Consider the following 21241-nt stretch of genomic DNA (forward strand, 5'->3'; position numbering starts at 1 on the left):
CTGCCCGCGTACATGCGCTCTTACATCTTCACCACGTCGAGCAGCGTCTTCTTGCCCGACTTGTAGTTGTACAGCGAGATCACGCCGTGCTTCAGGTCGCCCTTCGAATCGAAGGTCGTCTGGCCGATCACACCCTTGTAGTCGGTGTTCGGCATTGCAGCCAGGATCTTCGCCGGATCGGTCGAGCCAGCGCGCTTCATTGCGTCGACGATGATGTACACCGCGTCATACGTGAACGGAGCGTAAATCTGGATCGGCTGGCCGAAACGCTTCAGATACTTTGCCTGGAACGCCGGGCCGCCTTCCATCTTCTCGAGCGCCATACCGGCTTCCGAGCAGACGATGTTGTCGGTTGCGTCGCCGGCCAGATCGGACAGCTTGTCGGTACACACGCCGTCGCCTGCCAGCACCTTCGCACGCAGGCCGAGCTGCTTGGCTTGCTTCGCGAACGGGCCGCCGGTTGCGTCCATGCCGCCGTACATGATGGCGTCAGGATTCTCACCCTTGATCTTCGTCAGAATTGCGCGGAAGTCGACAGCCTTGTCGTTCGTCGCGTCATGCGACATCACGTTCAGACCCAGCGACTTTGCGGTCTTTTCGAATTCGTTCGCGAGACCCTGGCCATAAGCGGTCGAGTCGTCGACGATCGCGACGCTCTTCACTTTCAGACCCTTGGCTGCGTAGTTAGCCAGTGCCGGACCTTGTTGCGCATCAGTTGCGACGACGCGGTACGTCGTCTTGAAACCTTGTTGCGTGTAGGCCGGGTTCGTTGCCGACGGCGAGATCTGCACGATGCCTGCATCGCTGTAGATCTTCGAAGCCGGAATCGACGTGCCCGAGTTCAGGTGGCCGACCACTGCGACGACTTTATCGTCGACCAGCTTCTGCGCGACCTGCGTAGCGGTACGCGGGTCGGCTGCGTCGTCTTGTGCGTCGAGTTGCAGCGTGATTTTCTGGCCGCCAATCGTCAGGCCCTTCGCGTTGATTTCTTCAACCGCGAGGCGAGCGCCGTTTTCGTTGTCTTTCCCCAGGTGAGCGATACCGCCAGTCAACGGTGCAACGTGACCGATCTTGACGACCGTGTCAGCCGCAGCCGATGTTGCCAACGTCGCGAACAGCATCGCCGCAGCGCTGATCGGCAACAGCTTTTGAATCTTGATGTTCATGTAAGTCTCCAGTTTCGGTCCCAAAAACAACGTAATCGCCCTGTGCCCCCGCTTCCCCTACACGTGTCGCTCAGTCCCGTGGACGACCACGCCGGTTGCATCGTTCATGCACTTGGCCAGCACGTTCGCCGGACTGTTTGTGGCAGGCGGCGACCCGTACTTGCGCGCAAGTGTAGGCTATCAAATTAATTTGTGGGACTTTTTTGAGGAAGTGGGATGAACACTAATAGCGTTTATCCAACAGCGACCGTTTCCGGCTTGCATGGCGGGCCGGAGAACTCCAGCCCATGCGGGTTTCCGCTATGTAAAGCGTTCATTGAGGAACCCGGTCTCAAGCTTTTAGCGGGTTAAACCGTTAATGGTTCGAATAAGTTTCGAGCGGCTTTTGATTGTGAAAACGACGTGCATCGCAAGCGGGGGCGATGCACGCCTGACTCATGCCGATCAGCGCCCGAATGCCGCAATACGCGCGCTTGCCGCACGCCATTCCTGCTCGAGTTGCTCCATCAGTTCAGCAGCGCCGAAGTCTTCGCGTCGCGCACGGCCCAACGGTGCGCCCTGCCCCGACCACAACGAGAGATAGTCGCCGTTCTGCGCGCGGGCGGCCGTCTGACGCAACTCTTGCGTCAATGCGTTCTGCACCGGATACGGCGCGATGTTCTGCGGCGTATCGCTCAAACGCTGCATCAGCGGATTACGTATGCCGCGGGCGTGACGGCCTGTGATTGCACGCGTCACTGAAGTCGATGTGTCCGTGATAGAACGCAGCGGCTCTTTCCATGCCTGCGGTATAGCGCTCTCGCGGCTCGTCAAAAACGCGGTGCCCATCACGGCGGCTTGTGCGCCGAGCGCAAGCGCGGCGACGATCCCGCGTCCGTCCATGATGCCGCCCGCAGCCAGCACCGGCAGCCCGGTTGCATCGACGAGTTGCGGTACGAGCGCCATCGTGCCGACCAGCGCTTCTTCAAATGAGCCGATGAACGTACCGCGATGCGCGCCTGCCTCCGATCCTTGCGCGGCGATTGCATCGGCGCCGGCGTCACGCCACGCGACACCTTCGGCGACGTGCGTCGCGGTGCCGATTACATACTGACCGTTGGCATGAAGCCGCGCGACGTCCTCGCTCGACAGCACTCCGAAAGTGAAGCTGACCACCGGCACGCGCGACTCGATCAGCGCCTCCAGTTGCGCACGAAAATCGGGCGCATAGCGTTCGAGCGGCCGGCCCGGCGGCAAGCCGAGATCCGCGCGCACCGGGTCGATTGCTTCGAGCGCGCGGCGCACTGTGGAGTCGTCCGGCGAGGCCGGTTCCAGTACAAACAGGTTGACCCCGAACGGACGATCGGTGAGCGCGCGAATCGCCGCGACATCGGTTGCAATCTTCTCCGGCGACAGCGCCGCGCCCGCCAGCGTCCCCAGGCCGCCGTTATTCGATACTGCGGCCACCAGCTCCGGCGTGGTCGCGCCCGCCATCGGCGCCTGGACGACCGGCACCCGCATTTCAAAACGCTCGGCAAACGGCGTCACAAAATTGACTTCACCCATGATCGATTCTCCTTCGCGCGACCCGCTCTTCATTACGGCGAACCACTACCGTGGACTCTACCGGCACCACGCGCAACGGAAAAATGAATTATCGAGAACGTTTCAATCGCCTTACGAGATTGCCATCCGAAGGCGCGTCGCCACGGCTTCCGAAGGCTGCGCGCAAGGCTGCCGGACCCCTGCCTGCAACGGCGTTCGTTTGATGGCAAACTGACCGCCCGCTTCAGGCATTCGAGCCTCTTGCGTTGACCTGGACTCAATCCGCAGACTCACCTCGCGCGCAACGCGCGACTATGGAGAACATCATGAGCACCACTTCCCGATGGATCGACATCCCTGCCGGCAACGACACGTTCGGCGGCTATCTCGCGTTGCCCAAAGGCGGCAAGGGACCGGCCGTCATCATCATCCAGGAAATTTTCGGCGTGAACAGCCACATTCGTTCGGTCGCCGATCAGTACGCGCAAGACGGATATATCGCGCTCGCCCCGGACGTGTTCTGGCGGGTGCAGCCGCGCGTCGAGTTGACGTATGAAGGCGCCGACCGCGCCAAGGGCATCGAACTGATGCAAAAGCTCGACGCGAACGAGGCCGCCGACGACATCGGCGCCGCTGCCGCGGCACTGCGCGGGATGCCCGAAGTCACCGGCAAGATCGCCGCCATCGGCTTCTGCTTCGGCGGACGCCTTGCATATATGGCGGCGGCGCGAGGCAGCGTGGACGCCGCAGTCGCCTATTACGGCGGCGGCATCCAGAATCAGCTCGACGAAGCCGCAAAGATCAAGGTGCCGATGCAGTTTCACTACGGCGAACTCGACGAGCACATTCCGCTGTCGGCCGTCGGACAGATTCAGGAGCGCTTCGCGGGTCGCACGGATACCGAGTTCCACATCTATCCGAATGCCGATCACGGCTTCAACTGCTGGGACCGTGCGTCGTATAACCAGCGCGCTTCGGCGCTCGCACATGGCCGCACGCTGACGTTCCTCGGCGAGCGTGCTTAAGTCAAGCCAATAGTCGGCACGATACGCGCGGCTTTTCACGTCTGCGCGTAAGTCGGCTACCCTGTCAAGAACGGCGCGTCGCCAGCGCGCCGTCTTCTTTTGTGCGCGCCCATGAGCGGCTCGAATATCGCGGCGCCCTGTTTGCCGCAGCCGCCGGCGCGCATGAATATCCGGTATTCAACATTCGGCAACGAGGGCTCTTCCGTCGTGCTATCAGACTATCTTGCCCATGACGCCATCGGCCTCGCCGAACTGGTGCGAACTCGCGAAGCGAGCGCGCGTGAGTTGATCGACACAGCGATCTCGCGCACCGAGGCGGTCAATCCCGCGATCAACGCGATCGTGCTGAAGGACTATGACGCGGCCCGCGAACGCGCGTCGCGTTACGACGCAAGCATGACGAACGGAGCGAATCCCGCAGATGCCGGCAGCAACGGAACGACGCCGAGCGCGCAGACTGCGCTCGCCGGTGTGCCGTATCTGATCAAAGATCTCGGCGCTCCCGTTGCAGGACTGCGCATGACAATGGGCAGCCGCCACTACCGTCACTTCATTCCCGGCGACGACGCGCCAGTGGTCGCGCTTGCCAGGGCCGCAGGGCTGAACATCTTCGGCAAGACGAGCACTTCCGAGCTGGGCCAGATGCCTTATACGGAGCCCGAACTGTTTGGCGCCTGCCGCAATCCGTGGAATCTCGACCATACGCCGGGCGGCTCCAGCGGCGGGGCGGCAGCGGCAGTCGCCGCCGGAATCGTGCCGCTTGCGCATGCGTCGGACGGCGGCGGTTCGATCCGCATTCCTGCATCGTGCTGCGGGCTCTTTGGACTGAAGCCGTCGCGCGGACGCGTGCCGCGCATGCCCGCCGCAGTGACGGCCGGCGAACTCGGCATCGATCACGGCGTATCGCGCAGCGTGCGCGACAGCGCGGTATTGCTCGACCTTCTTGCTGGCAATGCCGACCGTCCGCTCGGCGCGCCCGGCACGTTTCTCGGCGCGAGCCGCGAGCCGTGCAAACCGCTGAACATCGCTTACGTCACCGAGCCGATGCTCGCGCCGTCCCTCTCCGCCGATGCGCGCGCCGCACTGGAGGACGCCGCGCAACTCGCGAGTTCGCTTGGTCATAACATCGAGCCGATTTCGCTTGGCATCGATTTCGCGGCCGTCAGACACGCGTTTCTCACGCTCTGGTCCGTCACCGCGGAAGATCTCGTGCTGAACGCCGAGCGCATCACCGGGCGCAAACCGCTGCGCGACGAGTTCGAAATCTCGACGTGGGTGATGGCGCACGTGGGCCGCAAGCTCGGTGAACGCGGCTTGCCCGCTGCGCTCGAAGAACAGCGCCGCATCACCGAACGTTTGACGGGTCTGCTGCAGCGTTACGACGTGATTCTATGCGCGACGCTTGCGAGCGCGCCAATCAAGATCGGCGAGATGCAGCCGACTTCGACGGAACGCATGCAAATGCGCGCCGTCAGCGCGATGCCGCTTGAGCCGCTACTCAAGAAGCTGCTTGCCGAAGCGTCGAATAAAGCATTTGCGTGGGCAGGCTGCACGGAGTTGTTCAATCTGAGCGGCCAGCCGGCTATGTCGATACCGCTTTACTGGAATGCACGTGGGCTCCCGGTTGGCGTGCAGTTTGCCGCGCGCGACGGTGGAGAAGCGACGCTGTTGCGCCTCGCCGCGCAACTGGAAGCGGCGCGTCCCTGGTTCGACAAGCGGCCGCCGCTTATCAAAGCGCGCAGCTAGGCGGGCGCAGTTGATGTTCGACTCGGGCTCAGCAGCTGAGACACGCCCGGCGCCAACGCCATGCGGATATCGCACCTCCGGAAAGTGTCCCGTGATGTTCTGTGTAAGCGTCAATATGCGTCCGCGCGGTGAAGCCACAAAAAGGGCGTCTGCCGCGCATGGCGGCAGACGCCCAAGTGACAGGTCATTGAACGTGCGCCGCAATATTTGCAGCGCTATTCACTTCACATGTCAGCACGACATGTGAAGCACGTGTTCACGCCTTCTTGTTATATGCGCTGCACCAACCCTTGGCCGCGACCTGCTTGCCGGCGAACATCGGGCACGGCGCGTACGGGTCTGCCGCCTTGCCCTGATAGAAACTGCAATTGCCGCAGTCCTGGCCCGGCGCGTATTTGGCGAACTTCGCCTTGTCGACCTTGCTGGCGTCTTCCTTGTAGCCGAGCGCTTGCGCGGTCGGATCGCTCTCGGCGACCTTCGGCGCATCGGCGAGCGCCTGGCGGGACAGCGCGAGCGATGAGGCAACACCGATACTGGTGATCAAAAACGTACGACGGGAAGCTTTCATGGGGACTCACTCCATTTATATTGAACTGATCGCCGTTCTATCGACAGCGGTCCCCAAGCATAGCAATGAAGCCGCCGTGCGTGACGGCTCAAATGATAGAGATAAGCGAATCGGTACGAATTGACGCAGCATGGCGGCAGACGCAGCCGCCCTCACGCGCGCCCGCTCAACTCGCAGACCCGTTGCGCGATCGCGAGCGAAGCAGTCAGTCCCGGCGATTCGATGCCGAACAGATTGACCAGTCCGCGCACGCCATGCGCGGCGGGCCCCTGAATCACGAAGTCGGCGGCAGGCTCGCCCGGACCCGACAGCTTGGGACGGATGCCCGCATAGGCGGGCTGCAACGCATTGTCGGGAAGCGCGGGCCAGTACGCGCGGATCGCCGCGTAGAAAGATTCGGCGCGCCGTGGATCGACGTCGTAGTTGATTGCATCGACCCATTCGACGTCGGGACCAAAGCGCGCCTGGCCGCCAAGATCGATTGTCAGATGCACGCCGAGTCCCGCTTCGTTGGGCATCGGATAAATCAGCCGGCTGAACGGTGCGCGCCCCGAGATACCGAAGTAGTTGCCGCGCGCGAGATAAAGCGGCGGCACGTGCCGCGCGTCGAGTCCGCGGATCTTGCGGGCCAGCGCGTTCGCGTGCAGGCCCGCACTGTTGATCACGCAAGCCGAACTGATGGTGGCCGGCGCGTCACCGCCCACTTTGATGATGAAGCGGCCATTACTCGCTTCGATTGCCTCCACCGGCGAGTGGAACGCGAACACCGCGCCATCGCGCTCGGCGTCGCCCTGCAACGCAAGCATCAGCTGATGACTGTCCACAATGCCGGTCTGCGGCGAGAAGACCGCCGCCACACATTCGAGCGCCGGTTCGAGCGCCTGCGCCTGGTCGCCGGTAATACGCATCAGGTCGAGCACGCCGTTCTCGCGGCCCTTGTGCATGATGCTTTCCAGCTGCGGAATCTGATTGGACGACGTCGCCACAAGCAGTTTGCCGCAGCGCGAATGTGGCACGTTATGCTCGACACAGTAGTCGTAGAGCATCTCGCGTCCTCGCACGCATAGCGTTGCCTTGAGCGAACCGCGTGGATAGTAGATGCCCGCGTGAATCACTTCACTGTTGCGCGAACTCGTGCCTACGCCAATGGCCTCGGCCGCTTCCAGCACGATCACTTCCCGCCCGCGCGCCGCGAGGGCGCGCGCTACCGCGAGCCCGACCACGCCCGCGCCGATTACGACACATTCGATTTGGTCCATGTCCCTCGACGCAGCCAACTTCGCCGCGCGCCGCCTCGTTCACCAATATAGATGACGCCAGCATGCAGCCAACGAGCGTCTTACACCGCTCGCTGGCGAACGCACTGCCGTTTCGCAACCCGCTGCGTGGAATTGTACGACGCCGCACAGAGGTTGATGCCCTCCGTGGTTCCCGAGGCGGCGTCACGCGGACATCGGCGCCGGAACTAGCGCACTGGAGCGCAGAGGAGCGCGCAGGAACGTTAGAAGCCGATCGGTCTGCGACGGTTGCCGTAGTCGAGCCGGATGTCGCCGCCGCCGATCTCGTCGCGCCCGTCGACCCGCGCAGCGCCGAAGCCGTTCAGAATCGCGCGGCGCATTTCGCGTGGCGACGCATTCTTCAACGCCTCCAAGGCACCCTCTCCAATCTGTTCAGGAAAACGCAGACCCCAGTTGTGTGCGCCGCGGATTTCCGCGTAGATGGATTGCGCGATCCGGCGCGCGCCGTCACGGTCCGGCGGCGGAATTTCATACACATTCATCCGGTTCATGATCGGCTCGGGAATCGAGCGCTCGTCGTTGGCTGTGGCGATCCAGATTACATGGCCGGCGTTGATGGGAACTTCAGCGAATTCATCGATGAAAGTCTGCGCCGTGTCGTGCTCCAGCAACGCGTACAGCGCGCCAAGCGGATCGTATTGCGAGTCGCCGGTCGCCTTGTCGATTTCGTCGACGGTGATAACAGGGTTTGCATAGCTGCCGTTCACAAGCGCGTCGAACACTTTGCCCGGCTTCGCATTTTTCCATTGCGACGACGCGCCGGAAAGAATCCACCCAGCCGTCAACGAACTCATCGCGACGTAGTGGTAGGCCGTGCCGAGCAGGCGCGCTAACTGCTTCGCGAAATGCGTCTTGCCGATGCCGGGGTCGCCGAGCAGCAGGATCGGCATCAGTTCGAGGCGGTCTTCCGTCTCGAGACACAGGGCGACCTGCTTGCGAATGTCGTCGAGCGGGTCGGCAAAGTTCGGCAGTGCGTCGATCAGATCGTCGATAGACGGCATGCGGTTCGGCTTGACGCAGAAGCGCAGATTGCCGGTTTTCAGCATCTTTTCGTAGGTTGTACGCAGCGCGTCGTTGGCGCCTTCACCGAGATCGTTCAGAGCGGCCTCGACCTGATCGAGGTCGTACACCTGACTGAACGATGCGACGGCGATTTCCTGTTTGACCATTGCTGTTGTCATTGCTCACCCCGTTCTGGCTGGCCTTGCTCGGCGGCACCCCAGGCGGGCGCCGTTTCAGGTTCAGTTTAACGAGGACAAATCGGCACGCAAGCCAGCAGTCGCGCGGCTCTGCTGCTAACAGCCGGTCATTTGAGACGGGCGCGGGAAGCGCCGTCCGGATTACCGGCCCAACCGGAAATGCATTGTTGCTGAACCCGGCCCCGTTTAACCTGTCAGAAAAGCGTTCTGCTCTTCAGGCGTAAGATGGCCATCTGACAACGCTGCCGGACGCAGTCACCGGAGATTTGCTTTATGTGGAAAACCAGTATCGTGGCCGTGCTGCTTGGCACTTCGTTGCTCGCACACGCGCAACAACGGCCGCCGCAGCCGGTTGTTCAATGGGAGTTGCAAGTATTGCGCGACGGTCAGCAGATCGACACGTTCGAAGGCACGACCACGGTTGGCCAGGCGCGCACGGATACGCATCACAAGGTGGTTCAGCATAACGTCGGCTGCAAGGATCGGCCGGCCGGCAGCATCGACCTCGCCCGGACGCTAACCGTGTCGCCGCTGCAGGCGGACAGTAACGAGGTCACGCTGTCCATCGAGGCGCAGGAAACTTTCGAGGACTCCGCCGCGCGGCAAACGGACACCGGCTGCAAACTGCCGCCGCAGCCGCGTCAGGTGAGCGCGAGCCACCCGGGTCTGAAAGTGGCAGCGGGTCAATCGGCAAGCTGGACGATCGTCGCCAAAGATCCGAACTTGGTCTATCGCGTCCGCGCGAGCCTGACTAACGGGGCAAGTGAGGCGGCAGGCGCGAGTGCCGCGAGTGCCACGAGTGGCGCAAGTGGCGCGAACGCTACGAACTGAGCGGCAAGGCAAAGGGTTGAAAAGCGAAGCTGAAGAGCCAACCTGAACGTTGTGTGAACAACGCACGAATAATCAAAGCCCCGAAAACAGAACACGTGGATAACGCGGCATGCGAAACCCCGAAGAATTGATCCGCGAAAGCACAGCACCCAAAGATTTTGTGGCGGTGAGCTGGAACCTTCACAAAGGGAGAACGCCGCTCGGCTTTCAGGCCTGGCAGGCCATGCAGCGCTGGGTTCAGTCGACCCAGGCCGACGCCTATTTTCTCCAGGAAGCCATGGCGCGGCGCATGCCGTCGCCGGTGCTGGGGAGCAGTTTCGGCGCACCGGTTGCCGATCCGCTAAGCGATGTCTGGCATTGCCAGGCTACCGAAATCGCGCGGGCGCTCGAACTCGAAATCGCGCTTGGGCCGAACGTCTTCAAACCGTCCTGGCGACACGGCAATGCGATCCTGTCGCCGCATCCGCTCGATCTCGGCGGACGCTGGGACATCTCCGCGCATCGCTTTGAAAAACGCGGCCTGCTTGTCGCGCGCGCAACGTTCGGCGGGCACTCGGTCACCTTGTTGTGTGCGCACCTTGCCCTTACGCGCTCGGCGCGCTTGCGTCAGATGAACTGGATCGCCCACTGGATCGCGAAAGAAGCGCCGGACGGGCCGCTTGTGCTGGCCGGTGACTTTAATGACTGGCGCAACGACTCGGTGCCGCTTTTCGGCGAACACGGCCTGCACGAAGTCGCGACGCTGCTCGGCGAATCCGGCCGCACGTTCCCGGCCTTTTCGCCGGCCCTCGCGCTGGACAAAATGTTCATTCGCGGCATGAAGCCGATCGAGTGGATTCAACCGACGCAGGAGACCGCGTGGCTCTCCGATCACCTGCCGTACATGGCGCGGTTGCGCGTCGAATGACGGCGCGAAGGTGAAATTGAAGTTGTAAGGGGCGGTGCGACCGCCCCTTTTCTTTAATCCTGCCAGACTCCGCGCCCAAAGCAGCTACATCCGTTTAGGCGTCCACGTCACCGTAGCCGAGAGTTCCTCGCCCGGCTGCAGCACGCAGCCGCCGACATGCTCGCGCGGACCGGACGCGTTGAAGCAATCGGTCGTGTTCGTCACCGGTTCCACGCATAGCTGCGAGTCGTCGGCGGGCGCAAAAATCACCATATGGTCGAACGGCGCCTCGGCGGTCATCGTCAATTGACGGCTTTCGTCGGGCCATGCAATCGTTGCTTCGCGCGCCCAGTTTGCGAAGTTGTTGTCCAGATCGAAAGCATCCGGCGAGAGACCGTCGCGGCGCAATGCATCGACAGCCGGATGCGGACCAAGATGCGTCGGCAGCACGTGAGCGTCGGCGTGCCACATTGCCGCTACATCTGCGTAGATGCGCGTTTGCCGCGTGCGCGGATAGTACGGATGATGTCCCATGCCGAACGGCATCGGCCGCCCCGCCAGGTTTTGCGCCGACAGCGTGATGCGCAACGCCTGATCGCTGAGTTCGATGCGCTGCCGCGCGCGATACCGGAATGGCCAATCGCCGGCAATGCGCGAATCGGGTTCGTGCTCGAAATGCAGGTCCACCGAATTTTGCGTCAACGCGCTAACCTGCCACGGACGTCGCCACGCATTGCCATGCAGCGCGTGCGCAAAGCGCGGGTCGTTACCGCTGAGATCGACTATGGCGCCGTCGAATTCGAAGCGCGCATTGCGAATCCGGTTGCAATACGGAAAGAGCGGAAAGCTCGCCATGCGCAACGGGTCCCGCTCGGTGAATGCGGCGTGCGAAGCGGGCCGCATCCAGTGCCGGGGGCCGTTCGCCGTGCTCTCGTAGAAAGCAGCCAGCGCGCCGCCAATCGCAGGCGCGATCACGAGCCGTAGCGTGCCGGCCGTCAGCGTGACAAGCTGCGGCGCGATGGAAGGATCGTCGAGCCATGCCAGTTCGGTTGCAGCAGGCAGCTTGGGATTGGCGGAAACGTCGGGCATGTGGAGAGAGAAAACGTGGCATCGCGCGAAGACGGCTAACGGCTACAGCGCGGACCCTGTTGGCGTCGATGTACCGCGCACTCTGCGCGGCCCGTGCGGATCAAGGTCCGCGCGTCGCAGAATCGCATGCCATGACACGCCGGTCAATATTATTAGTAATAATTCGGATGCGTGCCACTTCGAAACATCCCGCCACCTGGGCCCACCGTGACGGGTTAGCGCGCGTTGCCGTGCGCATATTATTAGTGGTACCGTCAGCACGGAATGTTCAGCATGTCTTCGCTTTAGCGCCGCTGCCGCGCGGCCCGCACAATGAAAAAATCGACTCAACGCCGTCCCACCATGACCGACATCGCCAAATTCACTGGCGTGTCGCAATCGACTGTCTCACTGGTGCTCAACAACGCGACCGGCGCGAAGTTTTCCGAGAATACCCGCAAGAAGATTCTCAAGGCCGCGCACGACCTGGGCTACCGGCTTGCACCGCGCGCGCCGGTCGCGGCTTCGAGCGACGAACGCAATCTGATCGTCTATCTCGCCGACGAAATCTCCACGAGCCCGCATCCGGTCGTCAATGTTGACGGCGCGCGCGACGCGGCCTACGCGAGCGGCAAGATGCTGGCGGTCTATTCGACGCACGGCAACGCCGACATCGAAAAGCAGGTGCTGGACACAACGTTGTCGAACCCGCACGTACTCGGCGTGATTTACGCGACCGTCTATACGCGCAAGGTGACGCCGCCAGCCGCGCTCTCCCGCGTGCCGACCGTGCTGCTGAACTGCTACACGGGCGACAGCGGCTTTTCGTCGGTCGTGCCGGCCGAAGTCGCGGGCGGTCATCTGGCCACCGACTATCTGCTGCAAGCGGGACATCGGCGAATTGGTTATATCAACGGCGAGCCGTGGCAGGATGCATCGAAAGACCGGCTCAAAGGCTATCGCACCGCGCTGGCAACGGCCGATCTGCCGTACGCGCCCGAACTGGTGCGCGACGGCGACTGGAGCTCCGGACTCGGCTTCGAGCTGACGCTTTCCCTGATGCGCGAACCCAATCCGCCGACAGCGATTTTCTGTGCGAACGACCTGACCGCGATCGGCGCGATCGAAGCGCTAAAGCAGCTCGGCCTCCGCGTTCCCGACGACGTCTCCGTGCTGGGTTACGACGACCAGGAAATCGCCCGCCATACGCACCCGCCGCTATCCACGGTCGTGCTGCCGAACTACGAACTGGGACGTTGGGCCGTCGAAACGCTGCTTCAGGAAGAGCACAACCGTGCAGCCGGCGCACCGGTGCGGCACCGCATGGTGAAGCTCGACGGACCGCTGGTCGAACGTGCTTCAGTGCGGGTAATTACCGAGGCAAAAAATCCCATGACTAATATTATTAGTGATTGACCGATAATAATTCACGGTGAAATAATCGACGCGTCCGGTCGTGGCAAAGTTGTCGGGCGAAAGCAAAATCAAAAAGCAAAATACACCTCACCAGGTACTGGAGGAAGACATGGCGTTGCTCAACAAAGAGGCGCGCAGGAATGCGCGCACGCAGAAGATTCGTCCGCTGGCGGGTTCGCTGCTGGCTCTGGCAGTCGGTCTAGGCGCGGGTCTTGGTGCGATCGCGGCGCACGCGGACGACGCGTTGCCGAAACTGCCCGGCAAGACTCCGCTCAAGGTCGGCTTCGCGCAGACCGAAAGCAACAACCCGTGGCGTCTCGCGGAAACACGCAGCTTCAAGGAAGTGGCCGCGAAATGCGGCTGGCAGCTCGTGATGACCGACGCCAACGGCTCCAACTCCAAGCAGGTGTCCGACATTCAAAGCATGATCGCGCAGCACGTCGATCTGCTGGTGTTCCCGCCGCGCGAAGAAAAACCGCTTGCTCCCGTCGTGCTTCAGGCGAAAAAGGCCGGCATTCCGGTGATTCTGGTGGACCGTAACGTCGATCAGTCGGTGGCCGTCGCGGGCCGCGACTACATCACGTTCATCGGCTCCGACTTCATCGATCAGGGTCATCGCGCCGCAGACTGGCTCGTCAAGGCAACGGGCGGCAAGGCGAAGATCATCGAACTCGAAGGCACGACAGGCGCATCCGCAGCGAATGATCGCAAGAAGGGCTTCGACGAAATCATCGCGAAGAATCCGGGCATGACGATCATCGCGTCGCAGAGCGGCGACTTCGCGCGCGACAAAGGCCGTCAAGTGATGGAAACGTTGCTGCAGGCCCATCCGGACGTCACCGCCGTCTACGCGCACAACGACGAGATGGCGCTCGGCGCGATCGCCGCGATCAAGGCGGCGGGCAAGCAGCCTGGCAAAGACATCCAGATCGTCACCATCGACGGCACCAAGGGCGGACTCGACGCCATCGCCGCCGGCGAACTGGGCGCGAGCGTGCAGTCGAGCCCGTTCTTCGGGCCGCTCGCCTGCGACGTCGCTCAGCGTTATGCGAAAGGTGAAAAGATCCCGACCTGGGTCAAGGTGTCGGACCGTTTCTACGACAAGAGCAACGTGCAGCAGAGCATGCAATACGGCTATTGACCGTGTTGCTGGCGGTGCTCGCCAACCAGGCAGCAAGAAGTCTCCGGCTTGAAGCAGTCTCCTCTGCAAGCCGATGACGGAAGGGTTCGAAGCGACGCGCCCGTGAAGCACGGACCGTCGCTTCGCTTTTATGCAGCGTAAGATGATCAGGCGCAAAGCGCCGAGCGTTGTACGCGCATCAGGAGGACACCTGTGACGCAATCCGGCATGCACAAGCCGCACTCCCCGCAGCCTTCGCAGTCTCCAGTTACACGTCCGCTGCTGCTCGAGATGCAGGACATCGGCATCAGCTTCGGTGGCGTGCCCGCGTTGCGCGGCGCGAATCTCAGCGTCGCGGCGGGCGAAGTCCATGCGCTGATCGGCCAGAACGGCGCAGGCAAATCCACCATGATCAAGATCCTGACCGGCGCTTATCGGCGCGGCTCGGGCAGCGTGCGCTTCGAGGGCCGCGAAGTCGATTTCCGCACGCCGAAGCAGGCACGCGAAGCCGGTATCAGCACGATCTATCAGGAAATCAACCTGGTGCCGTTCCGCTCGGTGGCCGAGAACATTTTTCTTGGCCGCGAGCCGCGCCGCTTCGGTCTGATCGATTGGCGCACCGTGCAGCATCGCGCCGCCGCACTACTCGACTCATTCGGCTTGCATATCGATGTGAAGAAACCGGTGGGTCGCTATTCGACCGCCATTCAGCAAATGGTGGCACTCGCGCGCGCCGTTTCTTCCGACGCGAAGATGGTCATCATGGACGAATCCACTTCTTCGCTCGACGAACGTGAAGTGGAGTTGCTATTCACCGTGGTGCGCAAGCTGCGGGACGACGGGCGGGCGGTGATCTTCGTGTCGCATCGGCTGGACGAACTGTATGCGTTGTGCGACCGCGTCACGGTGATGCGCGACGGTCAGACCGTTGCGCAAAGCACGATGGCGGAGATGGACAAACTGCAACTCGTGACGACGATGCTCGGCCGTACGCTCGCTGCCGTCGTGCACGACGATCCCACGGCACGCGAAGCGAATCTCGCACGACGCGGCAAGCAGGCCATCGCCGCGCGCGCTCTGGGCGCGCATCCGAAAGTGAGCGACGTCTCGCTCGAAGTGCATGCGGGCGAAGCCGTGGGCCTGGCGGGCCTGCTCGGTTCAGGACGTACGGAAACCATGCGGCTGATGTTCGGCGCCGATCCGCTGGAACGCGGGTCGGTCTCGATCGACGGTGCAACGGTGACGCTGAAATCGCCGCAAGACGCAATCGCGCGCGGTCTCGCGTATCTGACCGAAGACCGCAAGGCCGAAGGCATCGTTCCGGAACTGTCGGTGCGCGACAACCTCACGCTCGTCTGTCTGCGCACGCTGACCAAAAACGGCATAGTCGATGTAAAGAAACAGCAGGCGATTGTCGACCGCTTCATTGCGTCGCTCGGCATCAAGCTGCGCTCTGCCGATCAACCTATCCGCGAGCTGTCGGGCGGCAATCAGCAGAAAGTGCTGCTTGCGCGTTGGCTCGCCGCCGAGCCGTCGCTTCTGCTGCTCGACGAACCGACGCGCGGCATCGACGTGGGTGCGAAGGCGGATGTCGCGAAGATCGTGCGCGAATTGCGCGACGCGGGACTCGCCGTGCTCATGTCCGCTTCGGAACTGGAAGAGTTGACGGCGGTGGCCGACCGCGCGGTCGTGATTCGCGACGGCCGGACAGTCGCGGAACTGAACGGCGCCGAAATGAGCGAGAGCGCGATCATGGACGCCATCGCGTACGGCGGCGACAGCAGTTCGCAACTGGCCGAAGCGGCACAGACGGCGAGTGCCGCTCATATCGAAGCCGCGCTGGAGGGCGACCGTCATGGCGTTTAAGCTGGACACGGAGTCTTTGCAAAGCGAGCCGCAGGCCGGGCAGGAAGCAAGACCGCAAACCGGCGGCGAAGCGTCGCCTCAGCAGGCAAGTTCACAGGCAAATGCGCCGCGCGCGTCCCAAGCCACCGGCATGCGCAACTGGCGGCGCCTCGCGATGCAACGAGAAGTGATCGTGCTGCTCGCGATGGTGCTGTTCAACCTGATCTTCACGCCGCATTTCTGGTCGCTACAGACGTTCAACGTGAATCTCACGCAAGTGGTGACGATCGTGATCGTCGGCATCGGCATGACGCTCGTGGTTGCGACAGGCGGCATCGATCTGTCGGTCGGCGCTTCGATGGCCATCTCGGGCGCGCTCGCACCGATGCTGTTCCTCAACATACCCGGACCCGGCGGCATCGCGCTGGCGTTTGTGCTGCCGGTGCTGGCCGCGGCGTTGTGCGGTGTCTTCAACGGACTGCTGGTAACAAGGCTCGCCGTTCAACCGATTGTCGCGACGCTCGTCCTCTTCATCGCCGGACGCGGCATTGCCCAGGTCGTCACCGACGGCAGCCTGCAGGCGTTCAATACGCCGGCCTTCCAGTGGATTGCGCTTGGCAAGGTCGCGGGCGTGCCGTTCCAGGTGCTCCTCATGCTCGCGCTGGTGGTCGCATTCGCGTGGGTCGTGCGCAAGACGCTGTTCGGTCAGTATCTGCTGATCACCGGCGGCAACGAGAAGGTGGCTTATCTGTCGGGCGTGCCGACGGCGCACGTCAAGCTGATCGCCTACACGCTGTGTGCGGCGCTGGCCGGACTGGCCGGGCTGATTTCGATCTCCGTTAATTCTTCGTCGGATGCGAACGTGGTCGGGCTCGGCATCGAACTCGATGCAATCGCCGCGGTGGCGGTTGGCGGCACGGCGCTGACCGGCGGCAAGGCGTTTATCGGCGGCACGCTGGTCGGCGCGTTGATCATCCAGTTGCTGCGCTACACGTTGCTCGCGCACGGCATTCCCGATGCAGCCGCGCTGGTGGTGAAGGCCGGCATTATCGTCGCCGCGGTGTACGTGCAGCGGCGCTCGCGCTAACGCCAGGAACCTTATCGCGATGAAAAAGAATCTGCCTATCCTGCTCGCGCTGGTTGCGCTCGTCGTGCTCGGCCTCGTGCGCTACGAGCATTTCGCGTCGGCGTACAACATCACTTCCTTCTGGCGCTACAACTCGATGTTCGCGCTGATCTCGGTCGGCATGGCGTTCGTGATCATCACGGGCGGCATCGACTTGTCTGTGGGAACGGTTGCGGCCATGTCGAGCGTCGTGGCGGCACTGGCGAGCGCGCACGGAGGCTGGGTCGCCGTGGTCGCGGGTTGCGCGGCCGGGCTTGCCGTCGGCGTGCTGAATGGAGTCATCATCACGCGGCTGAAGATTCTGCCCTTCATCGTGACGCTCGCGACGAGCCTCGGCGCGCACGGCGTCGCGTTGCTGCTCGGCAAGAACGATGCAGTGTCGATCGCGTCGGATTCGAATTTCGCGAATTTCGGCCAAGGCGATCTGTTCGGCTTGCCGATTCCCGGGATCGTCGCCGCGCTGGTCGCCGTGGCCGGCTGGCTTGCGCTGCGCAGCACGCGCTTCGGGCGCCATTCGCTCGCTATCGGCGGAAGTGAGGAAGCAGCGCGGCTGATGGGCCTGAACGTGGACCGCACGCTCGTAATGGCCTACGCGGTCAGCGGCCTGCTTGCCGGCATGGCGGGCGTGATCCTGGCCGCGCAGTTCGGCGCGGGGCAGCCGAACGAGGGCGTCGGCTGGGAGTTGTTCGCGATCTCCGCAGTGGTGCTCGGCGGCACGCTGCTCACGGGCGGAGAAGGCTCGATTGCGATGACGATTGCCGGCGTGTTGCTGCTCGGCCTCGTGTTCAATCTGCTGAACTTCGAGAACGGCCTCGGGTTCATCAGCTTGTCGGCGTACTGGCAATCGGTGATTCGGGGCGTGTTTCTGCTGCTCGTCATCGTCTTGCAAGCAAGAGTGTTGAAGCAGCGGGGCAACAAGCGGATCGAGGCAGCCGCGCAGAGTTAGGCGGCGGTCGACGGGCCAGAGCGCGGCGCCAAGCTGGCGCCAGGCCGCTCCAAGCGGCTTTTTTCTGACGCGTTTGCCTGCTTTATCGGCAGGGTCTATGCTGCGCCGCACGGCAGGTTTCGGTATTATCCCGAAAATGTTGGCCGCGCGGCGCACCTACCCGGCGCAAGCCGACAGCCAATGGCGACCGCCCTGCGCGGCGTTCGCTCATCGCCGTACCCGTGGTGAAGCGCGGCTGCCATCACGCCAGGTTTTCCCGCCGCCGATTGGACTTAGATCTCACCCAGATCAGGCGCGGGCGCTTTCAAACCAGTAATCCGCTCGATGACCGCAGGCCGATAACCGTCGCCTGGACTGCTGTATCGGTGCCAGCCGCACTGCTTTTGGCCGCGCTTCTGGCGGCGCTTGTCTCTGTATTTGTCGCGCCCTATCGCCCGCGCCACGGCCCATCGGCTGCGGGCGCGGTAAAATAATGGATTGCGCGCACTTCCCGTTCGCGGGTGAGCGCAGCATCGCCCTTGCCGTGCCGGCCGGCTTGAACGACTGGCCGCCTTTGTTTTCGCACTATCCAAGAAGCCATGAGCAACCTCAATTCACAAACCGTCCTGAGCGTCCATCACTGGACCGATACGCTTTTCAGCTTCACCTGCACGCGCGATCCGTCGTTCCGTTTCGAAAACGGCCAGTTCACGATGGTGGGCCTGGAAGTCGATGGCAAGCCGCTGATCCGCGCTTACAGCCTCGCAAGTGCGAACTACGAAGAACATCTCGAATTCCTGAGCATCAAGGTGCAGGACGGCCCGCTCACGTCGCGTTTGCAGCATTTGAAGGTGGGCGACCAGGTGCTGATCGGCAAAAAGCCGGTCGGTACGCTGATGGCCGACAACCTGCTGCCGGGCAAGACGCTGTGGCTGTTGTCCACGGGCACGGGCCTCGCGCCGTTCATGTCGATCATCAAAGATCCGGACATCTACGACCGTTACGAGCGCGTCGTTCTCACGCACACCTGCCGTTTCGTCGACGAACTGGCATACAAGGAATACATCACCGACCACCTGCCGGCGCACGAGCACCTCGGCGAACTGGTGCAGGAAAAGCTGCTGTATTACCCCACCGTCACGCGTGAGCCGTTCCAGAACCGTGGCCGCATTACCGAACTGATCGAAACCGAAAAGCTGTTCGCCGACCTCGGCGTGCCCGGCTTCTCGCTCGAAGACGACCGTGTGATGCTCTGCGGCAGCCCGCACATGCTGCGCGACACGCGCAAACTGCTCGACGACTTGGGCTTCCAGGAAGGCAGCAACAACGCGCCGGGCCACTACGTGGTTGAAAAAGCGTTTGTCGGTTAAGACGACTGTCGCGGCCGCGCCGCAAGTCGAGTAAAAGGAGCCTTCTGGCTCCTTTTTTTTCGTGGTTACAATTAGGCGTCACACATTTGACGTTTAATGTCGGAATTCTTCCTACAAAAGCGCTCGTGACCGAGGTCAGTCATTGCTGTCAATATTCGCGCTAACCCTTGGTGCGCCTGTATTTTTCGTCTTTTTAAGATATGATCGCGGCGCACCGGCGGTGGACTTTGTTGTCGCTCATGGTGCGCCCCGCTTGTTACTGAATGTAAATTTCGTTACGTTTGCGGTAGTGAATTTGCCTCGCGCTTTTTCCGATACGGACCGTCCGGGGTGTACTGAGACCTTATGCATTCTTTCGTTTTTGCGGCGCCGATGCGCCACTCTGTCGTTGTCCGCGCCGCTTGCTGAGAGAAAGTCATGGATACGTCGACTGTCGTCCGATTAACCGCCCATTCGCCAACGCCGTTGCTGCGCGGCGGTTTCGACGCGAGCGGTGAAACCGCTGCGTCGGCTGAGCGCGAACTGGCGCGGCTGCGCGCTCGAGTGCGTGAGCTTTCCACGGAACTCGTCAGGGCTCAGGAAGCGGCCTGCCGGCACGTTGCGCGCGAACTGCACGACGGCGTGGGCGCCGAGTTGACCGCCACGCGCTTCGCGCTCGCCGGCGTGGAAACATGGTTGCCCGCCGACGCTCCCGCACAATGCTCGGCCGCGCTCGCCGTCGCGAACCGTTCGCTCGACGCCGTCTGCACTGCAACGCGTCAGGCTGTGGCGGAACTGCACGCACCGGCGTTGGAAGCGGGCATCGTCGGCGCGCTTTCGCAATGGACCGGTGATTTCGCCGCGCGCACGCAGTTGCGCACGAGTTTCGTCTGCGCGGCCGACGTCCGTCTCACGCGGCTACCCGGCGACGCGGCGCTAGCCGTGTTTCGCGTCGCGCAGGAAGCGCTCAACAACATCGCCAAACATGCACGCGCCCAATCCGCCGACGTACGCATCGAGACAAGCCGCCGCCATCTCACGCTAATAGTCAGCGACGACGGCATCGGCGTTTCGCGCAACGCCCAGCGGCGCAGCGGCCATTTCGGCCTGAGCGGAATGAAGGCGCGTTGCGCCGCATTCGACGGCACGCTGCGCGTGACTGCACGGCGCGACAAGAACGACGGTTCGCGCAGTAACAGCGGCGAAAGCTCGCGCGGCACGCTCGTGCGCGCGCGCTTCGCGTGGGACGCAATGCTCGCGGACGGGTACGCCGCCGGACTGCGGGCGGTGCAATCGTGAGCGAGCAGTCATGAGTCTGCGCATCCTGCTCGCCGACGATCACGCCGTGGTCCGCCAGGGCGTGCGTCAATTACTGCTCGACCGCGGCGTGGCGCGCGAGGTCACCGAGGCGCAGACCGGCGCCGAAGCGCTCGACGCCGTCGCCAGCCAGAGCTACGACGTGGTGTTGCTCGACATTTCGCTGCCGGACATGAACGGCGTGGAAGTACTCAAGCGCCTGAAGCGCAAGGCGCCGCGCGTGGCGGTGCTGATGTTCTCGATGTACCGCGAGGACCAATATGCGGTGCGCGCGCTGAAGGCCGGCGCTGCGGGCTATCTGTCGAAGACCGTCGACGCCGCGCAGATGATCGGCGCGATCCAGCAGGTCGCTGCGGGCCGCAAGTATGTGAGCCCGGCGATGGCGGAGGCGCTGGCCGATTACGTCTCGTTCGACGGCGAACAGCTGCCGCACGAAAAGCTCTCCGATCGTGAATACCAGACGCTGTGCATGCTCGCTTCGGGCAAACGGCTGACCGACATCGCCGAAGCACTGTCGCTGTCGGTGAAAACGGTGAGCGTGTACCGCACCCGTCTGCTCGAGAAGATGAAGCTGCGCAACAACGCGGAACTCACTTTCTACGTGATGAGCAACCGCCTCGTCGACCTGAATCCGGCGATGGCGGGCTGAACCGCGGCTTGTTATCGTTCTTGCCGGTTCTTTCTCGCTTTCGTCGCTACTCCGACGTTGAGCAATTAACCGGCGATCACGGCAGTCCAATAGCGCGTCCCAAAAAGGTGCATAGGGCGCGCATCCGCTAAAATTGCGGGTTTCCTCGACATTCGGCGCGCGACGCGCGTGCACTACTGGAGA

Annotated in this window: 18 protein-coding genes; 12 read left to right on the forward strand and 6 right to left on the reverse strand. The window is 62.7% G+C overall.

Annotation, left to right across the window (positions count from 1 at the left end):
* Positions 1-20: 20 nt before the first annotated feature.
* Together ACTJLB_RS01565 and ACTJLB_RS01570 are read right to left on the reverse strand one after the other, a co-directional pair.
* On the reverse strand, positions 21-1166 hold the full coding sequence (locus tag ACTJLB_RS01565; protein ID WP_020067198.1) for a branched-chain amino acid ABC transporter substrate-binding protein: 1146 nt from the start codon (positions 1164-1166) through the stop codon (positions 21-23).
* A 444-nt stretch (positions 1167-1610) separates the two neighbouring features.
* Positions 1611-2711, reverse strand: coding sequence for an NAD(P)H-dependent flavin oxidoreductase (locus ACTJLB_RS01570; RefSeq protein ID WP_440782251.1), 1101 nt, complete (start codon positions 2709-2711; stop codon positions 1611-1613).
* A gap of 305 nt (positions 2712-3016) precedes the next feature.
* Between ACTJLB_RS01570 and ACTJLB_RS01575 the strand changes: the two genes are divergently transcribed.
* Entirely contained in the window at positions 3017-3715 is a 699-nt protein-coding gene (locus ACTJLB_RS01575) for a dienelactone hydrolase family protein (protein WP_440782252.1), read from the forward strand.
* A gap of 207 nt (positions 3716-3922) precedes the next feature.
* The gene (locus ACTJLB_RS01580) at positions 3923-5461 is read left to right on the forward strand and encodes an amidase (RefSeq protein WP_193611000.1); all 1539 of its coding nucleotides are present in this window, start codon (positions 3923-3925) and stop codon (positions 5459-5461) included.
* A gap of 256 nt (positions 5462-5717) precedes the next feature.
* Here ACTJLB_RS01580 and ACTJLB_RS01585 read toward each other — a convergent pair whose 3' ends face one another.
* The 3 genes from ACTJLB_RS01585 to ACTJLB_RS01595 form a co-directional block, all read right to left on the reverse strand.
* Complete coding sequence (locus tag ACTJLB_RS01585) at positions 5718-6029, reverse strand: high-potential iron-sulfur protein (RefSeq protein WP_020067203.1); 312 nt, start codon at positions 6027-6029, stop codon at positions 5718-5720.
* Positions 6030-6181: 152 nt separating this feature from the next.
* Positions 6182-7288, reverse strand: a complete 1107-nt coding sequence (locus tag ACTJLB_RS01590) for an NAD(P)/FAD-dependent oxidoreductase (protein WP_020067204.1) — start codon at positions 7286-7288, stop codon at positions 6182-6184.
* Positions 7289-7530: 242 nt separating this feature from the next.
* Positions 7531-8508, reverse strand: a complete 978-nt coding sequence (locus tag ACTJLB_RS01595) for an AAA family ATPase (RefSeq protein WP_440782253.1) — start codon at positions 8506-8508, stop codon at positions 7531-7533.
* A gap of 291 nt (positions 8509-8799) precedes the next feature.
* Here ACTJLB_RS01595 and ACTJLB_RS01600 point away from each other — a divergent pair, with 291 nt between their 5' ends.
* Positions 8800-9357 carry a hypothetical protein gene (locus ACTJLB_RS01600; RefSeq protein WP_440782254.1) on the forward strand — a complete coding sequence of 186 codons (558 nt, stop codon included), beginning with the start codon at positions 8800-8802 and terminating at the stop codon, positions 9355-9357.
* Positions 9358-9466: 109 nt separating this feature from the next.
* Entirely contained in the window at positions 9467-10264 is a 798-nt protein-coding gene (locus ACTJLB_RS01605; protein ID WP_020067207.1) for an endonuclease/exonuclease/phosphatase family protein, read from the forward strand.
* A gap of 84 nt (positions 10265-10348) precedes the next feature.
* Here ACTJLB_RS01605 and ACTJLB_RS01610 read toward each other — a convergent pair whose 3' ends face one another.
* On the reverse strand, positions 10349-11332 hold the full coding sequence (locus ACTJLB_RS01610) for an aldose 1-epimerase (RefSeq protein ID WP_440782255.1): 984 nt from the start codon (positions 11330-11332) through the stop codon (positions 10349-10351).
* A gap of 342 nt (positions 11333-11674) precedes the next feature.
* On the opposite strand from ACTJLB_RS01610, the gene ACTJLB_RS01615 reads away from it, so the two are divergent.
* From ACTJLB_RS01615 to rqpR, 8 genes are all read left to right on the forward strand, one after another.
* Positions 11675-12727 (forward strand): LacI family DNA-binding transcriptional regulator, encoded by a 1053-nt coding sequence (locus ACTJLB_RS01615; protein WP_087751713.1) that lies wholly within the window; start codon positions 11675-11677, stop codon positions 12725-12727.
* Positions 12728-12836: 109 nt separating this feature from the next.
* The gene (locus tag ACTJLB_RS01620; protein WP_087751714.1) at positions 12837-13868 is read left to right on the forward strand and encodes an ABC transporter substrate-binding protein; all 1032 of its coding nucleotides are present in this window, start codon (positions 12837-12839) and stop codon (positions 13866-13868) included.
* A gap of 192 nt (positions 13869-14060) precedes the next feature.
* A complete protein-coding gene (locus ACTJLB_RS01625) occupies positions 14061-15713 on the forward strand; it encodes a sugar ABC transporter ATP-binding protein (RefSeq protein ID WP_440782256.1) in 1653 nt (550 codons plus the stop codon).
* Complete coding sequence (locus ACTJLB_RS01630; protein ID WP_440782257.1) at positions 15703-16779, forward strand: ABC transporter permease; 1077 nt, start codon at positions 15703-15705, stop codon at positions 16777-16779. Before ACTJLB_RS01625 ends, ACTJLB_RS01630 begins: the two co-directional genes overlap by 11 nt.
* 19 nt (positions 16780-16798) lie before the next feature.
* On the forward strand, positions 16799-17764 hold the full coding sequence (locus ACTJLB_RS01635; protein ID WP_020067213.1) for an ABC transporter permease: 966 nt from the start codon (positions 16799-16801) through the stop codon (positions 17762-17764).
* A gap of 578 nt (positions 17765-18342) precedes the next feature.
* Entirely contained in the window at positions 18343-19113 is a 771-nt protein-coding gene (locus ACTJLB_RS01640) for a ferredoxin--NADP reductase (protein WP_020067214.1), read from the forward strand.
* Positions 19114-19530: 417 nt separating this feature from the next.
* Positions 19531-20391, forward strand: a complete 861-nt coding sequence (locus ACTJLB_RS01645) for a sensor histidine kinase (protein WP_440782258.1) — start codon at positions 19531-19533, stop codon at positions 20389-20391.
* 10 nt (positions 20392-20401) lie between these two features.
* On the forward strand, positions 20402-21058 hold the full coding sequence (rqpR, locus tag ACTJLB_RS01650) for a response regulator transcription factor RqpR (protein WP_088176113.1): 657 nt from the start codon (positions 20402-20404) through the stop codon (positions 21056-21058).
* Positions 21059-21241 lie beyond the last annotated feature (183 nt).

Source organism: Paraburkholderia sp. 22098 (assembly GCF_052045935.1).
Lineage (GTDB): Bacteria > Pseudomonadota > Gammaproteobacteria > Burkholderiales > Burkholderiaceae > Paraburkholderia > Paraburkholderia caledonica.

Bases quoted from the DNA above. Each gene is read 5' to 3' on its own strand.
- ACTJLB_RS01565 (WP_020067198.1), bottom strand. From the start codon at position 1,166: ATGAACATCAAGATTCAAAAGCTGTTGCCGATCAGCGCTGCGGCGATG.
- ACTJLB_RS01570 (WP_440782251.1), bottom strand. From the start codon at position 2,711: ATGGGTGAAGTCAATTTTGTGACGCCGTTTGCCGAGCGTTTTGAAATG.
- ACTJLB_RS01575 (WP_440782252.1), top strand. From the start codon at position 3,017: ATGAGCACCACTTCCCGATGGATCGACATCCCTGCCGGCAACGACACG.
- ACTJLB_RS01585 (WP_020067203.1), bottom strand. From the start codon at position 6,029: ATGAAAGCTTCCCGTCGTACGTTTTTGATCACCAGTATCGGTGTTGCC.
- ACTJLB_RS01590 (WP_020067204.1), bottom strand. From the start codon at position 7,288: ATGGACCAAATCGAATGTGTCGTAATCGGCGCGGGCGTGGTCGGGCTC.
- ACTJLB_RS01595 (WP_440782253.1), bottom strand. From the start codon at position 8,508: ATGACAACAGCAATGGTCAAACAGGAAATCGCCGTCGCATCGTTCAGT.
- ACTJLB_RS01600 (WP_440782254.1), top strand. From the start codon at position 8,800: ATGTGGAAAACCAGTATCGTGGCCGTGCTGCTTGGCACTTCGTTGCTC.
- ACTJLB_RS01605 (WP_020067207.1), top strand. From the start codon at position 9,467: ATGCGAAACCCCGAAGAATTGATCCGCGAAAGCACAGCACCCAAAGAT.
- ACTJLB_RS01610 (WP_440782255.1), bottom strand. From the start codon at position 11,332: ATGCCCGACGTTTCCGCCAATCCCAAGCTGCCTGCTGCAACCGAACTG.
- ACTJLB_RS01615 (WP_087751713.1), top strand. From the start codon at position 11,675: ATGACCGACATCGCCAAATTCACTGGCGTGTCGCAATCGACTGTCTCA.
- ACTJLB_RS01620 (WP_087751714.1), top strand. From the start codon at position 12,837: ATGGCGTTGCTCAACAAAGAGGCGCGCAGGAATGCGCGCACGCAGAAG.
- ACTJLB_RS01630 (WP_440782257.1), top strand. From the start codon at position 15,703: ATGGCGTTTAAGCTGGACACGGAGTCTTTGCAAAGCGAGCCGCAGGCC.
- ACTJLB_RS01635 (WP_020067213.1), top strand. From the start codon at position 16,799: ATGAAAAAGAATCTGCCTATCCTGCTCGCGCTGGTTGCGCTCGTCGTG.
- ACTJLB_RS01640 (WP_020067214.1), top strand. From the start codon at position 18,343: ATGAGCAACCTCAATTCACAAACCGTCCTGAGCGTCCATCACTGGACC.
- ACTJLB_RS01645 (WP_440782258.1), top strand. From the start codon at position 19,531: ATGGATACGTCGACTGTCGTCCGATTAACCGCCCATTCGCCAACGCCG.
- rqpR (WP_088176113.1), top strand. From the start codon at position 20,402: ATGAGTCTGCGCATCCTGCTCGCCGACGATCACGCCGTGGTCCGCCAG.